Genomic DNA, 14822 nt, shown 5'->3' with positions numbered 1-14822 from the left:
ATGGTGCAGGACCGTAAAGTGAAAACCAGAAACAAGCTATTTGCTGCGGCGCTTGAGTTGTTCAATGCCAAGGGTATTGATGCAACCTCGACTAAAGAGATCACTGAAGCTGCGGGTGTTGCGGAAGGTACACTTTATCGTCACTTCAGCAGTAAAGACGAGCTTGCCTGGAAGCTGTTCGAACATCACTATGGAAATATTGCAAGCTCATTGCTAACGGCGCGGCGCCAATCATCTGATTTTCGTGAAACAGTGGAAGCAACAGTTTATGCTTTTTGCAAGCTTGTAGATATCGCACCGGAGGCCTTTAGCTATTGCATGTTATCACAGCATGATTTCTTGGATCGCGTGGCGCAGGATGAAGGTAATCCGGTGGTTGTAATCCAGAGCTTTATCGAAGAAGCTATTGAAAAGAAAGATATCCCAAATGGTGATCCGGAATTATTGTCAGCGATTTCACTAGGGATAGTCATGCAACCGGCAACTTTTAAGTTGTATGGGCGACTGGAAAAAACAATGACAGACTATGCAGATCATTTTGTGGACGCAATTTGGTCGGTATTGGTCAAGCGGGGAAAATAAAGTGGTTCGCTCATCTGTATTTAATCTGTGTTTTTATGTGTTTACAGTAGTATTTGCTGTGCTTGTATTGCCATTGTTGTTTTTGCCAGGCCGGCGGCTCTTGATCCGTGCGGCGCAGAGCTGGGCGAAAGGATGCGTAGCATTATTTGATATAATTGGCGGTACGAAAATTGAATTCAGGGGACTGGAACATCTGCCAAAAGAAGGGCCATATCTCCTGGCTGCAAAGCATCAGTCAGAAATTGACGGCATTGCATCATGGCTAAGGTGGCCGGGGTTGTTACCATTGCTATGCAGGAACTTGGGAAATACCCAATTATTGGTCGGGCAATGAAGAAAATGCGTATGATCCTGGTGAATAGTGAAGGAGGGGCTAAAACACGTGACAGTCTTACTATTCGCGCGAGCAAGGCAGTTTCTTCTAAGCGCCCGATCTTGATTTATCCCGAAGGACGGCTGGTACGTATTGGTGAACCGTCTGAGTATAAGAAGGCAATTTACCATCTTTATGATGACTTTTCACTTCCGGTAATTCCGGTTGCCACCAATGTAGGTTTACGTTGGCCACGAAGGGATTTTATCAAAAAACCAGGTCCGGCGGTTATAGAATTTCTGCCAGCCATTCAGCCTGGCCAGGAGAAAGATCCTTTTATGGAAGAGTTAAAATCAACCATTGAGGGTCGCAGCAACCAATTGGTGCTGGAATATAAATAATAGAAAAGCAGGGGTAGGGTATGTCGACACAGTTTTCATTGTTAGGAACGAAACGCTTTCTTCCGTTGTTCGTTGTTCAGGTACTTGGCGCCTTTAACGATAACGTGTTCAAGAATGCGATGATTATTTTGTTTACATATAAGCTAACCCAAGCAGCTGGAATGGATAGCAAACTAATGGTTACGCTGGCCGCTGGTATATTCATTCTGCCCTTTCTTCTGTTTTCTGCTTTTGCCGGGCAGATTGCTGACAAGTATGAAAAATCTCTGCTTATTCGCCGGATCAAGATCGCCGAGATTATCATTATGACATTAGGGGCTGTAGCGTTTTTCGTTGGAAATCCGTGGGGTTTGATGGCAATTCTGTTTTTGATGGGTACTCAAAGCGCGTTCTTCGGTCCTTTGAAGTATGGGATTTTGCCAGAACATCTGGAAGAGAATGAGCTTGTAGGAGGTAATGCGCTAATTGATGCTGCGACTTTTCTTGCAATCCTTGGCGGTACCATTGGGGGTAGCTTGCTGATCCTACGAGATCAAGGGGAACTCGCTGTAACTGTTGTAATTGTTTCAGTCGCTCTTTTAGGCTGGCTCGCCAGTTTACGTATTCCAAAAGCGGGTATCGGTGATGCTAATATCAAGTTAAGTGCCAATTTTGTTAAAACCAGTTGGGAAATTATTCAGCATTGCAGGAAAACCAGAGCTGTTTTTCTGTCCGTAATGGCGATTTCCTGGTTTTGGTTGATTGGCGCGGCTTTGCTGACGCTGCTCCCATCGCTGGTGAGTGATATGTTTAATGGCGATGAAACAGTCTTTACCATGCTGTTATGTGCTTTCTCAATCGGTATTGGTATTGGATCCTTGATGTGTAACAAAATACTGAAGGGTGAAGTGAGTGCAAAGTTTAGTTCTCTCGCTCTGCTAATCATGACAGCATTTCTTGTAGATCTCGCATTTACAGTGAATGAGTTTGTTACACCGCTAAAAGCCATTGATTATATGACTTTCCTATCTGTAGGTGGTCTACGTGTCTTTATCGATTTCAGTTTTCTTTCCATCTGTGCCGGTATATTCGTTGTGCCTTTATATGCCTTGATACAGGAGCGTGGCGATAAGGAGCACCATGCGCGCATCATTGCCGGTCTTAATATCGTGAACTCTTTAGCAATGGTATTGGCTTCCGTTGCTTTGATGGGGTTATTTGCTCTTGGCAGCAGTTATGTCACTGTGATCCTTGTGCTTAGTTTCTTCAGCCTAGTATCTGTTTTTTATGTTTCGACCAAAGTGGATGATTGCGTTCTCAAACGACTCTTTATGAGGCGAAAAATAACCTAAACTACTGATTTTAAATAATTTTTCTTTTCTGCGGTTTGACCGCCACAGGCGATCTTTGCCTGATGAGCAAATCAAGAGGTGAATTATGCTGTACACCATTTTCAGTATATTTGTGATGTGTTTCATATTGGAAAGAGTTATTCCGGGTTGGAAGTTGCCCAAAATCAAGACCTGGCCTTTGAGGGTCGTGCTGATCAATCTGGTACAGATAGGTGTGGTTTTACTCGCTGGAATAAGCTGGGAAAAGTGGATGTCTTCAGTTTCGCTATTGCAGATTGGAGAGGTTTTAAATCCGTTAGCTGGTGGTTTTCTTGCATATTTTATCGCAACCTTCGTATTTTACTGGTGGCATCGCGTACGTCATGAGAGTGATTTTCTGTGGATGGCCTTTCATCAAATTCACCACAGTCCACAGCGTTTGGAAGTCATCACGTCGTTTTACAAGCACCCTGGTGAAATGATTGTAAACTCACTCATTGGTAGCTTGTTGGTATACACATTTTTGGGTCTTTCTATTGAAGCTGCTGCTGTTTACACATTTTGTACAGCGATTGGTGAGTTTTTTTATCACACCAACGTTAAAACCCCTCAGTGGATTGGATACTTTTTTCAGCGCCCTGAAATGCATCGTATCCACCACCAGAAAGATCGTCACAGGAATAACTATGGCGATATCGTCTGGTGGGACATGCTGTTCGGTACCTATGAAAACCCAAACTCATGGAACGACAAATGTGGGTTTGACGCTGAATTAGAGGAAAAACTGCCGAGTATGCTTCGCTACAGAGACGTTCATAAAGAAATTCAAAGTGAATTAAATTAGGCATAGAAACGGAAATCCGATGTTCAAATCTGTTTTTATTGCGGTATTTTTTTGTGTCGCTGGACTATTGGGACAAAGCATTAACGATGCTGCAGCCAATAGTCAGAAGAAGGAATTGGTTATTCTAGTTCACGGCTTGGGCCGGAGTAGCGCTTCCATGTGGTTGATCGACGATAGGTTGCAAAATATGGGATATAAAACCTGTAGGGTTGATTATCGATCACGTGAACTTGGTCTGGTTAAATTGATAGAAGATCTCGGAAAAGAGATAGGCAAATGCACAATCAAATACGCTAACTTAAAATCAATCCACTTTGTAACACATTCGTTAGGTGGTCCACTGGTTCGTGCTTATTTTGGAGAAAATGAGATGTCGGGTTTGGGACGAGTAGTCATGCTGTCTCCTCCAAATTCTGGAAGTCCACTCGTCGATTTTGCCAATCAATTTCAATCCGCAAGAGATATTCTTGGGCCAACCGCAGCGGAGTTGCATACAGGCCCGGATAGTTGGCTTGCGAGATTACCCAAACCCGATTACGAAGTCGGGATCATCGGTGGGGATATCACTTTTAATCCTGTCGCAGCATATTTGTTGCCAGGTAGAGATGATGGTGTTGTGCCGCTTTCTCATATGTGGATGGAAGGAATGACTGATTTTACCTCGGTTCAGGCCACACATGTAACCATTCGGTATTCAAAGGCAGCTTCAGAAAATATTGCGTCCTTTTTGCAGAACGGAAGCTTTGCCAATTAATGAACCGGTACAATCACCTTAAAGAGAAAATTTTTTGGAAAATGGAGGGTCAAAATGAATGTAATCTCTAAGCCAAGCTCCGCGTTTGTCGGAGCCTCTTGGGCAGCACTGGGTGTTGGTGTGATTGCCTATTTACTTGGGCTATATAATGCACCGTTACAGTTGAATGAAAAAGGATACTATCTCATCTGCTTGATGTTTGGATTGTATTCAGCGGTATCACTACAAAAAACCGTCAGGGACAAAGCAGAAGGAATTCCTGTTACTGGTGTCTATTACAATTTGTCATGGGTGGCTTTAGGCTCGTCTGTAGTTCTTCTGCTGATCGGCTTGTGGAACGCTGAGATGCAATTGAATGAGAAGGGGTTTTTCTTGATGGGCTTTACCTTGAGCCTTTTTGCAGCCATCGCTGTGCAGAAAAATACGCGTGATCTTCTGGCATTTAGCTTGGCTGCACCAGTGTCGGAAGAGTCTGAATTTGATCATTTGTACGAAGAACAAGGGGCGACAACTTCAAATATAGAGGAGAAATGATGAAAAAGATGCAATCGAGTGGTAGAGCTCTCAACTAAATGAGATCTTTGATATGAGCTCGATTAATGACGCTGATAGATATTCGCCAACTTTATAGTTTTGATGTCCCTGATAGTGGGGACTTGATCCCCACTTTTTAGTCAATCTAAGCTATTGAATTTATTGATATCCGTTTGCATTCGTAAGGGGTAGGCCTCATGTTCAGGGCACGCCAGCGGCACCATTTTTTCGCCCAAATCCGTGTGAAATCAATCTGTTGCGGAAAATGCTCAAGCGGTGACTATCCGTAAAATCAACACCAAAATGATACCAATGGTGACGCTCGCTGTGACAAGAGTTGGGGGTGGAGAGCCGGACCTGTGCAAAAAAGCAAAAAATTCGTGAACATGAGTAGGCGGAACCGCATGAATTAGATGGTGCGTTGAACAACTTTTGCGCTTGCCGGTGCTGGTGGACAAATTTATAGTAAACGAAAAAATCAGCTATGGGCACATCGGTAAAAGCCTGTTTCCGCTGATTGAAGTATCGGCCGGCATTCTGTTTCTGGCATAGTGTTCAGTGCCATTAGGCTTCGTTAGTTGGGCTTACCTGTCGAAGAGGCGGAGGGGCGTATAATGCAGGGTATTCGAAATTTGAGGCTCGCCGAGTGGGGTTCTGGCCATCGCCTTAGGCTGATGGACCTGATCGTCCCCTTCGGTGGGCAACAGGAAGCCGCCAAAGAACTTAAAGAAAAAGTCTTCAAAGACAAAAAATCAAAACCCTCCAACCCGCCCCTGACGGCAAGGGCATGGCTGTCGTGGAGTGGTGAGTAAGTAAATGAAGGCTGTCTATAAAATTTTGATTTTTTTGGCACTTCTTGGGGCATTTCCAGCCTATTGCACTCTACAAAGTTGGTTAGAGGAGGATCAGTATTTTGTAGTGGGTAATATTCCGATATTTCTTCCGAAATACGCATTTAAATTGGCTACTAGTGAGAACAACAAAACTGATTTTCTAAAAACGTATGTTGTATCGCCTGGATTTAGTACCTGGAATTATTTTTATCAAAAGCAAGCATATGAAGATGAAATGCTCATAGTTTCCATTAGAGAGGCTATGAGTGAAGAAAACTATAAGAGCATGCTTGATAAAAAAAAACGAAGCCAATCGCTTAGAGAACATGCGCAGCTGGGGTTAATCGCATACTCTTTTAAAGGGCGTGGAGTGAGTGAGAAAGTTTATTACTTTCCTACTCGGCCTTATCATTCAGCCGTATTTATTGAGTGCACTGTAGATCCTTATAATCTTGCAAATTATTCAGTTTGTTTTGGAAAGCTAATTCGTAAAGGCTTGTATGTAAAATTTACTTTCGCCTCTACGGGACTAATAAATTGGGAAAACAATTTTGAGGGTGTGATTGGTTTTATTGACGAAATTGTCACTCGAGGTCAAATAGAACAAGCGCGTAGGAAAAGGGTGGATAATGGATAACATATTCAATTCAGAGTTGTCTGTAAATAAGCCTACAAGAAACCTGACCGTTTCACAAAAAAATGAAAACCCCCCAACCCGCCCCCGTCGGCAAGGGCATGGCTGTCGTGGAGTGGTGAGGTAATGGTACTTTTTGGCCTTTGTTATTTGTTTGTGAATGTTGCGTACTCTTTAGGTGTTTACATCGAAGTATCAGAATTCTTGTTTGTAAGAGAAGTGGTCGATGAACTGCTTTATTTCATTGATAGATACTCTGATTTATGTAATTGCACAGCTGCTTGTGATTGCATGCGTCATAGTTCTATCTTGAATAGTGTAAATAGGTTTCAAGTCATTTCTGGATTGGTCCTTGTTTTATTGGTGTTTCTGGTCACCTCTTTTCTTAAAATTCGAGGCCGCAGTCTGGTTAAGTGTGGCACTTCTAAGCTCCTTTTTGATAGCTCAATTGCTCATCATCGCATGCTTGTATTGCATTTAATGAGCGTTCTATTTTTTTTCTGTTTAACATGGTTGTTTCCTGATCTCGATGGTCGTCGTTGGTTTGTAAGAGGCATTAGTGAACTTTATGTTTTCAGCGGGGGAGCGCTAGGGTCAATGCTCGATTTTGTTTTGTATTTTTTGGCGTATGTAAGCCTCTATAACGCATTACTTGTAGCTGCTAGTTGGTTTCGGCTTTCGCAGGGGGGCGAGTAGATGGGGGAGCATTATTCAAAGGCGGAGGGGCGTATAATGCAGGGTATTCGAAAATTGGGGCTCACTGACTGGGGTTTTGGAGATCGTCTTTGGTTGGTGGACCTGATCGTCCTCTTCGGCGGACAACAGGAAGCTACCAAAGAGCTTAAAGAAAAAGTCTTCAAAGACAGAAAAATCAATACCCTCCAACCCGTCCCCGACGGCAAGGGCATGGCTGTCGTGGAGTGGTGATGTGAAGCGTCTCGGTTTTGTTCTCGTATTTTCTATTTGGCTAATTTTATTTGGTGCATTTTACTTGTTCGATGCTCTTTTTGATCATCAGTTTAGTCGTGAAATTTATTATAAGTGGGCCAGAGATGATCGAAAAATAGAACACCCGGAGTTGTATGATGATACCTACCGACCCGGTGCACTATGGCCACAGGAAGGCAGTCAAACATATCGATCTGAATTAAACCTTGCATATAGAGGTAAAACCTATACCGGCGGTAAAAATATTAGATGCTATCAGGATGCGAGTTTTAGTTCTCAAACCAATTGACGGTTTACATGGCGATCTAATCTGGATTTCATCTACATTAAATTAGATGACGGGGGAGTGTTCTTTTCAAAGCAATACGATATTTGTCACTATTTGAACGGTCTGAATAACTTGCGAGAAACAGTGGAAGAAGCGTCCTTTGTCTATTTGGATAACGCTGCAGACCCAAAGCTTGTCATCAGTAAAAATTTTTCATCTGTAAACCCAATAAATTTTGCAATAAATTCTGAAAAACTCGGATTTGATCCAAGAGATATGACGATCCAATCCTACAGAAAAAAGATCCCAAATGAACAGATATCGACTTATAAAGACGATATTAAATTCTATGAATTTAAGAACCAAGAAATTTATATCGGGCAAAATCTCAGGGGTACTTTGCCTGAATATAATATGGGTGCTGGTTTTAGGCTTTTTGCGGGCCTTGCCGCGTTGATTTATTTTGAACAGCAGTGGGGACAAAATGAAAGACTCATTTCATTGATCCACGGAGCGACCGAGCCAGTTTTAATTCCCGATGACCTTCTGAAAGAAATTCCCAGTAAACTGTCGTATGTGACTGACACCCATGTAGATGTTGAGAAATTTTATAATCAATATGATCTAAGTGCAGATAAAATAATTCTCTATAACTTTTTCAAGACTTGGTTGCCATTGACCGCGGAGAATATCTGGGAATTCGAAATCGACAGTATTGAATTAACTAAATGGTACAGAATACCTTGTTCAGAAAACAATGACGGCTGCCCAAACAGCATTCGAGGATATGCTGATCTGCTTCCTAATCAGATAAGAGTTGAAGGAGCTATCTATGATTTAGTTCCCAACCTAACTCTCTATCTACCGAGCAAGAATATCGTTGTCAGTTTTCGCGCGATAGACCTTAAAGTTTTTCCTTCAAAATTGGATTTGTTAGATGAATGATACTTTCCCATTGGTAAGTCAGATTACCAAGTTTAAACAGAGCTAAAAATTCGAGAAAATTTACATTGAGAATGCTTTGCACTCTATCCTTGGTCTTAGGAGGAGCGTAAGTGCAAAACATTAGTCAATATTTCAAAAAAATCTGTTGAATAATTGTTTGGTTAGCCGAAAAACGTTGCTTAGGGAACCAGTGCCAATTCGAAACATGCCAGATCTAGATGCATGAAGTTTGCTGTAGCTGACTACACATCGTTCTTGGGCATTAATTGCTGACACGGCTTTCGCGGTTAGCTGATATTTATGGAATGCCAGACATTTTTTATCGTTAAATAATTGTCCAATCCTTCCGAGCCGCCTTCGCGGCCGTAGCCACTGGATTTTACGCCACCAAATGGCGTTTCAGGCAGGGAGGCTTCTAAGGTATTGATAGAGAAATTTCCGACTTCGATGTTGTCGGTGAGTTGATCGATATAGTCAGCACGATTTGTAAAGGCATATCCTGCAAGGCCATAGGTACTGAATTGGCTTTTTTAATTGCTTCATCAAGCGATTTGAACGGGTTGATAATTGCGATCGGGCCAAATGGTTCTTCCTGCATTACACGCGCATTGTCCGGAACATTGGCAAGGACAGTCGGTTCAAAGAAATAACCAGCACCGTCCCGGCGGTGTCCCCCAAGAAGAAGATCTGCTCCTTTTTCAAACGCATCTTCCACCAAAGCTTTAAGGGTGGGTATGCGTCTGTGATTGGCAACGGGCCCCATATCTATACCTTCCTCTGTGCCGTTACCCATTTTAATTCCTTGGGCACAGGCCAAAAAATTCTCCAAGAAGGCGTCATAGATACTTTCATGCACAAAAAAGCGAGTGGGTGACGTACAGACCTGACCAGAATTTCTATATTTGCGAATTGCGCTGCTTCTTGCTGCCTGCTCAATATTGGTATCTTCACAAACAATAACGGGTGCATGTCCGCCCAGCTCCATGAGGACCCTTGTATCGCTCTGTGCGGCAAGTTCTGTCAGTTGCCGGCCCACAATCGTTGAGCCGGTAAGGGCCACCAATCGGATGTCCGGTTGTGGGATCAGAAATGCAGATATTTCAGCTGGAATGCCAAATACAAGATTGAGAACGCCGGCTGGTAATCCCGCGTCTTCAAAGGCTTTGACAATATGAACGACACCAGCAGGTGTTTCTTCAGCTGCTTTTAAAATCACAGAACAGCCCGAAGCAAGGGCCCCAGCGATTTTACGCGCAGGCTGACTCATGGGAAAATTCCATGGGGAGAAGGCTGCAACAATTCCAATGGGATAATGATGTACAGAGATTTTCTGTCCCGGTGCCGAGGGGATAACCCGTCCGTAAAGGCGCATGGCCTCTGCTGCATCCCATTCAAAAAACTCGCAGCCACGAATAACTTCCAAACGGGCCTGCGCAAGAGGTTTGCCGTGCTCAGCAGTAATTGATTGTGCGATTTCCTCCTGACGCTCGCGCATCAAGGCGGCGGCTTTTAAAATAATATCAGAGCGTTTACGAGGTGGCGTTTGACGCCAGATGTCGAAGCCTTTGCGTGCCGCCTGAAGGGCATCTTCCAGATCTGAAATGTCCGCAATGGGAAGCCGACCAATTTCCTCTTCTGTCGCGGGATTTAAAATGGGTGCATCTTTTACAGTTTTCCGCCATTTTCCGTCAATATAGAGACCAATTTCTGGATAGCTGTTCATTTCTGCCTCATTTTTCATCACAAAACCTGTTGTTCTCCGAGTGCTTCAGATCGTTTCGCCTAATTCACAATGTCATGGACATTCCTTCAACTGAATTGGGCAAATACTGATATCACTTTACGTGATAGCTGGCGGATGATTGTGTGTTATGCGCTTCATGCGCCACAGCCCTCAATGCGTTCAGAAACATGGAGCTTGCTGGGGATAGATATTGTGCACCCCGGTGAGAAACGCCCACTGGCCCGGCCCCGAAAGGAACCACCCAATCCAGTTGTGCAAGCAATCCTTCTTCAACATCAATCGATGCGACATGCGCGGGCATCAAACCAATATAGTTATGAGAGCGCAGGAGGGACCGGTTCGCAAGATACGAGACGGACTCAATCGCCACACTCGGTGTATACTGATCCTGACGGATAAAATATTGATCGATTTGTCTGCGCAATGTGGTTTCAACCGGAGGCAGGATCCAGTCAAAAGGTCGTAATTGGTCAAATGTAATATTGGGCACTTTGGCAAGAGGGTGATGGGTGCCTGAAACCGCGACAATGCGTTCGTCAAAAAACTTTTCCTGCTGCAGTTTGGCACGGTAGCGATGACTTGATAGACGGCCGACCACCATATCAATCTCGCCCGACAATAACGCTGGCATCAAAACCTCATTTGTTCCTTCAACAATTTTGATCGTTACGTTGGGTCGATCCGCCAGTAGTTTTTTTACTGCGAAAGGAAGTAGTGTAGGGGATGCTGCCAGTAAAGTTCCCACGACAACGCGGCCGCTATTGCCCTCGTTTAGATCGTCAAGTTCCTGAGCAGCGTTGGAAACTTGTGCAAAAATCAGTTTTCCGTGCCGGGTAAGCGTTTCGCCAAAAACAGTTGGAACCACACCCCTGTTTGTTCGATCAAACAATTTGACCTCAAAATCCAGTTCCAGATCCTGAATCATTTTTGTCGCAGCTGGTTGGGAAATCCCAAGGTCGCGAGCAGCATTCTGGATGTTCCCGTGTTGTCCTACCGCTATCAGCAATCGCAATTGCCGAAGCTTTAACCGTGTGAGGGCGCGCTCGACTATTTTCGTTTGACGAACTGTCATTCAGTGCCTCCTATATTGTGATAAGGGAATTCCGCCGCTCAATCGAGGAGATAACACTCATGGCCGCAAGTGCTGAGCTTTTCGGATTATCCGGTAATGCCTTGCCTTCAATTCGAAAGTGAAATTGCCCAAATTCACCAACCGCATTAATCTCGTGAATATTCGCTGTAACCGATGGATCGGCAATCAGTTGAACTGCCGTTTCATCAAAGCCAATCCCTGCAATTGCAACTGCTGCTGCGACATTCGCATTTTTCGGATAATTCATTGCGGCATCCCGTGCTGAACCATGGAAATGAACAGCGGGCTCCTCCAGATTTGATAAATCCAGTGTCTCTTCAGCTTTTGACCCTTGCCATCCCTTGGGTGGCTTCCGTCCCACATAGGTTACTGATGATAATCCACCGACCCGTGCGGCCTGAAGGCAGTCCAAGGCACCAATGGCTCCAGTTGCCAGATGCAATTGTGCACCCCCTTCTTTGGCAGTGACTGTCAGACGCTGCTCCAGTTCTTTGTCAGCAAGAGCGCCCAACGAGACGGAAATCAATGAAATGCCGCGCTTTAGAATAGATGGCCCATGTTCGAGCAAAGCGCTGTGACCTGCGCAATCAATCATGAGAGAAATATCACCCGGCAGGTCTCCTACATGTCCAACTTGCGGTATTTTACAATCTTTTGCCGCTTTCAACCGAGCAGGCCGGACCAATCGCACTGAAGGGGTCAACGCTTTTTCCGTTAGCTTTTGGGACACATATCGTCCTATTGCGCCATCTCCGATTATACCAATTTTCATAACGCCTCCTGTTCTTTGCTACAAGCTATCGTAAATTATAGCGCCACTGCTATAAAATTATTGAATACCTGATTAGGGCGATTAAGGTTGGTTTTTAGGAAGGAGGCAATTTTACTGAACCTGATTTTCCGACCGATATGAAATGCATCTGTTTTAAGTGGAGCGGTGTTTATGAAATATGCCAAGAATGAAGCCAAAGAATATTCTCGAGAGGCAATGCGGGGTATCTGGGCGGCTGCACTCAATCCTTTCAAAGATGACATGTCGTTAGATGAAGATGGATTAAGGCGGAACATTCGGCACTGGATTGATGATCTGGGAATTCAGGGTTTGTTTATTGCCGGCAAACAGGGTGAATTCTGGTCAATGTCTTTGGAAGAGCGAAAACGCAATATGACCATTGCGGCGCAAGAGTGCGGCGAGACAGCAGGCACGATTATGTCCATTTCCGATCAGAATGTGGATACCGTGCTTGAGTTGGGTTACCACGCTCAGTCCTGCGGAGCTGATTATGTTGTGGTTCATGCGCCAATGTTGAGTTTCTGCCATGACCGCGATGAGGTTCTTTATAATTATTACAAATATCTCTGTGATCGCCTTGATATCGGCATTGCCATGTGGAGTCACCCGGATAGTGGATATCTGATGGCACCGGAGACCTGCGCACGTATTGCAGATCTGCCAAATATAATGGCCATCAAATATTCAGTTCCGCGAGATATGTATGTAAAACTGACGGAACTTGTCGGTGACAAAATCCTGGTTTCAACCTCAAATGAAGAGGAATGGCTGGATAATATCGAAGAGCTGGGCTGGCAGCTCTATCTATGCTCATCGCCGCCCTACCAAATTCAAACCAAGAATGACAGGCGTATGCATGAATATACCGAACTTGCATTCGCTGGAAAATTTGAACAGGCGCGCCGGGTGCGCGACAGTTTAAATCCCGTAAGAGAAGCCATCAAATCAACAAAACCTGGCGGAAAACCAACTGCACATGGAAAATTCTGGCAGGAGCTGCTGGGGCAAGTTGGCGGGCGTGTGCGGCATCCTATGCTTGAATTAACTGAAGGGGAAAAGGCTGCGACAAGTGCTGCGTTTGAGGATTGCGGCTTGCAATTGTAAGTTTTGGTATCAGGAATATGGATATCAAGTTTCCTAGAATTCCATATTTCTTAAGTCTCGCTTCCCCTAGAGTTTACGTCAGAAACCTGCTGCAAGGACAAGGCATCATTTACCACAGGAGTTATTAGCAATGGCCATTCACCCAACCTTGAAACCTTTCAACTTTGAAAAGTGGGTGGAAGACAATGCTGATAAGTTGCGGCCACCCGTCAATAACCAGCTTTTGCATGCTGATGCAGACATGATTGTTATGGTGGTTGGCGGTCCCAATACGCGCATGGATTTTCATGACGATCCGGTCAATGAGTGGTTTTACCAGGTGAAGGGCGACATGATGCTGAAGATTGCCGAAAACGGTGAAATTTTTGATGTGATCGTTCGCGAAGGTGAGGTGTTTATGCTGCCCCCGCATACCCGTCATGCACCGCAAAGACCACAGGAAGGTTCAATTGGCATCGTTGTTGAGGCTCCGCGTCAGCCGGGTATGAGAGAAGGATTTGAATGGTACTGCTTTGAATGCGGCAGTCTGGTTCATCGGGCCGAAGTCAGCCTGGCTGATCCAGAAGGCATCGTAACACAGCTGCCAAAGATCTATGACGCTTTCCATGAAGATATGGACGCAAGGACCTGCCCAAATTGCGGCGTTGTCCATCCAGGAAAAGGCAAACCACCTGCGGGCTGGGTTCAGATTTAACTGCGGGGAAAATTCAAGATAATGAAGGGGAACAAAATGAAGCTAATAGGGAAATTAATAGGCGGCGCCATAATCGCGGCTGCCACAATGTCAGCATCAGCAGTTTCAGCCAAAGATTTTCGGCTGGGATTAATTACACCGCCGCCGCATATCTGGACAAAAGCGGCAAATGCGTTTGGCGAAGAATTGGCGAAAGAGAGCAATGGCGCGCACAGTGTTACAGTTTTCCCTGCACGCCAATTGGGCAACGAAGCTGAAATGCTGCAACAATTGCAGACAGGTGCTTTGGATATGGCTTTCATGACAGTGGCCGAAGTCTCAAATCGCGCAAAAGATTTTGGTGCTTTTTATGCTCCGTATCTTGCCAATGATATTTCTCATGCCGGACGTATCCTTCGAAGCGAAACAGCTCAAAAAATGCTTGACCAATTGCCCGCCAAAGTAGGGGTGGTTGGGCTTGGTTATGGCATGGCAGGTCTGCGTCAGATCGTAAGTCGTGGTGAAGTCAGCTCAGCCAAAGATCTTGTTGGTAATAAACTTCGAATTACACCATTTGAGCCGATCCTGGATTTCTATAATGCTGTCGGTGCCGCACCTACTCCCATGCCTTTGCCAGCCGTTTATGACGCCCTTGCCAACGGTCAGGTAGATGCCATTGATATGGATGCGGAATTGATCTGGGTTTTGAAATATTATGAACATGCGGATACAGTTGTTCAGTCCAATCACATGATGTTTCCGATGGTCGGCCTTGTATCTGCGCGTGTTTGGAAGGGACTTTCTGAAGAAGATCGTGCGGTTATCAGCAATTTGATGGCCAAACATGTTGACAGTACAATTGATACATATATCGCGAAGGAACAGGGCTGGCTCAATCAGATCCGTGATACAGGCAAGAAATTTGTAGCAGTGGACAAATCTTTCTTTACTTCGGCCGTTGATCAGTGGAACGCAGCCTGGGCCAAAAAATCGCCATCACTTGGGCCTCTTCGCAAGGTTGCGGCCGATACAGCCGAATAATAGTATTG

General features: G+C 44.7%; 17 protein-coding genes and 1 pseudogene. 15 read left to right on the top strand and 3 right to left on the bottom strand.

Annotated features, from left to right (window positions below; translation table 11 throughout):
* The 12 genes from JCM23214_RS01430 (at position 1) to JCM23214_RS01365 (ending at position 8366) form a co-directional block, all read left to right on the top strand.
* Positions 1 to 582, top strand: coding sequence for a TetR/AcrR family transcriptional regulator (locus JCM23214_RS01430; RefSeq protein ID WP_025897137.1), 582 nt, complete (start codon positions 1 to 3; stop codon positions 580 to 582).
* Positions 583 to 840: 258 nt separating this feature from the next.
* Positions 841 to 1296: a lysophospholipid acyltransferase family protein gene (locus JCM23214_RS01420; RefSeq protein WP_084264491.1), complete on the top strand. Its 456-nt coding sequence runs from the start codon at positions 841 to 843 to the stop codon at positions 1294 to 1296.
* Positions 1297 to 1316: 20 nt separating this feature from the next.
* Positions 1317 to 2627 (top strand): MFS transporter, encoded by a 1311-nt coding sequence (locus JCM23214_RS01415; RefSeq protein ID WP_025897134.1) that lies wholly within the window; start codon positions 1317 to 1319, stop codon positions 2625 to 2627.
* An 85-nt stretch (positions 2628 to 2712) separates the two neighbouring features.
* Positions 2713 to 3450, top strand: coding sequence for a sterol desaturase family protein (locus JCM23214_RS01410; RefSeq protein ID WP_025897133.1), 738 nt, complete (start codon positions 2713 to 2715; stop codon positions 3448 to 3450).
* A gap of 19 nt (positions 3451 to 3469) precedes the next feature.
* Complete coding sequence (locus tag JCM23214_RS18540) at positions 3470 to 4204, top strand: esterase/lipase family protein (RefSeq protein ID WP_025897132.1); 735 nt, start codon at positions 3470 to 3472, stop codon at positions 4202 to 4204.
* A 54-nt stretch (positions 4205 to 4258) separates the two neighbouring features.
* Positions 4259 to 4738 (top strand): inner membrane protein YiaA, encoded by a 480-nt coding sequence (gene yiaA / locus JCM23214_RS18535; RefSeq protein WP_025897131.1) that lies wholly within the window; start codon positions 4259 to 4261, stop codon positions 4736 to 4738.
* Positions 4739 to 5316: 578 nt separating this feature from the next.
* Positions 5317 to 5550, top strand: a complete 234-nt coding sequence (locus JCM23214_RS01390) for a toxin-activating lysine-acyltransferase (protein ID WP_267879365.1) — start codon at positions 5317 to 5319, stop codon at positions 5548 to 5550.
* 4 nt (positions 5551 to 5554) lie between these two features.
* Positions 5555 to 6208 (top strand): hypothetical protein, encoded by a 654-nt coding sequence (locus JCM23214_RS01385; RefSeq protein ID WP_025897129.1) that lies wholly within the window; start codon positions 5555 to 5557, stop codon positions 6206 to 6208.
* 123 nt (positions 6209 to 6331) lie between these two features.
* On the top strand, positions 6332 to 6901 hold the full coding sequence (locus tag JCM23214_RS01380) for a hypothetical protein (RefSeq protein ID WP_025897128.1): 570 nt from the start codon (positions 6332 to 6334) through the stop codon (positions 6899 to 6901).
* On the top strand, positions 6902 to 7132 hold the full coding sequence (locus JCM23214_RS01375) for a toxin-activating lysine-acyltransferase (RefSeq protein WP_025897127.1): 231 nt from the start codon (positions 6902 to 6904) through the stop codon (positions 7130 to 7132).
* Between the two features lies 1 nt (position 7133).
* On the top strand, positions 7134 to 7442 hold the full coding sequence (locus JCM23214_RS01370) for a hypothetical protein (RefSeq protein ID WP_025897126.1): 309 nt from the start codon (positions 7134 to 7136) through the stop codon (positions 7440 to 7442).
* 123 nt (positions 7443 to 7565) lie between these two features.
* Positions 7566 to 8366 carry a hypothetical protein gene (locus tag JCM23214_RS01365; RefSeq protein WP_148301735.1) on the top strand — a complete coding sequence of 267 codons (801 nt, stop codon included), beginning with the start codon at positions 7566 to 7568 and terminating at the stop codon, positions 8364 to 8366.
* A gap of 287 nt (positions 8367 to 8653) precedes the next feature.
* Here JCM23214_RS01365 and JCM23214_RS18530 read toward each other — a convergent pair.
* The 3 genes and pseudogenes from JCM23214_RS18530 to JCM23214_RS01350 form a co-directional block, all read right to left on the bottom strand.
* Positions 8654 to 10089, bottom strand: a pseudogene (locus JCM23214_RS18530) (NAD-dependent succinate-semialdehyde dehydrogenase).
* 112 nt (positions 10090 to 10201) lie between these two features.
* Positions 10202 to 11182: a LysR substrate-binding domain-containing protein gene (locus tag JCM23214_RS01355; RefSeq protein ID WP_025897123.1), complete on the bottom strand. Its 981-nt coding sequence runs from the start codon at positions 11180 to 11182 to the stop codon at positions 10202 to 10204.
* Between the two features lie 10 nt (positions 11183 to 11192).
* Entirely contained in the window at positions 11193 to 11975 is a 783-nt protein-coding gene (locus tag JCM23214_RS01350; RefSeq protein WP_025897122.1) for an aspartate dehydrogenase, read from the bottom strand.
* 171 nt (positions 11976 to 12146) lie between these two features.
* Between JCM23214_RS01350 and JCM23214_RS01345 the strand changes: the two genes are divergently transcribed.
* From JCM23214_RS01345 to JCM23214_RS01335, 3 genes are all read left to right on the top strand, one after another.
* Positions 12147 to 13100 (top strand): dihydrodipicolinate synthase family protein, encoded by a 954-nt coding sequence (locus JCM23214_RS01345; protein ID WP_025897121.1) that lies wholly within the window; start codon positions 12147 to 12149, stop codon positions 13098 to 13100.
* 130 nt (positions 13101 to 13230) lie between these two features.
* Complete coding sequence (locus tag JCM23214_RS01340; protein ID WP_025897120.1) at positions 13231 to 13794, top strand: 3-hydroxyanthranilate 3,4-dioxygenase; 564 nt, start codon at positions 13231 to 13233, stop codon at positions 13792 to 13794.
* 36 nt (positions 13795 to 13830) lie between these two features.
* Positions 13831 to 14814 carry a TRAP transporter substrate-binding protein gene (locus JCM23214_RS01335; protein ID WP_025897119.1) on the top strand — a complete coding sequence of 328 codons (984 nt, stop codon included), beginning with the start codon at positions 13831 to 13833 and terminating at the stop codon, positions 14812 to 14814.
* The last annotated feature ends 8 nt before the right edge of the window (positions 14815 to 14822 follow it).

This window comes from Sneathiella glossodoripedis JCM 23214, assembly GCF_000616095.1.
Classification (GTDB): Bacteria; Pseudomonadota; Alphaproteobacteria; order Sneathiellales; family Sneathiellaceae; genus Sneathiella; species Sneathiella glossodoripedis.
This window is presented reverse-complemented; position numbering and strand designations above follow the sequence as displayed.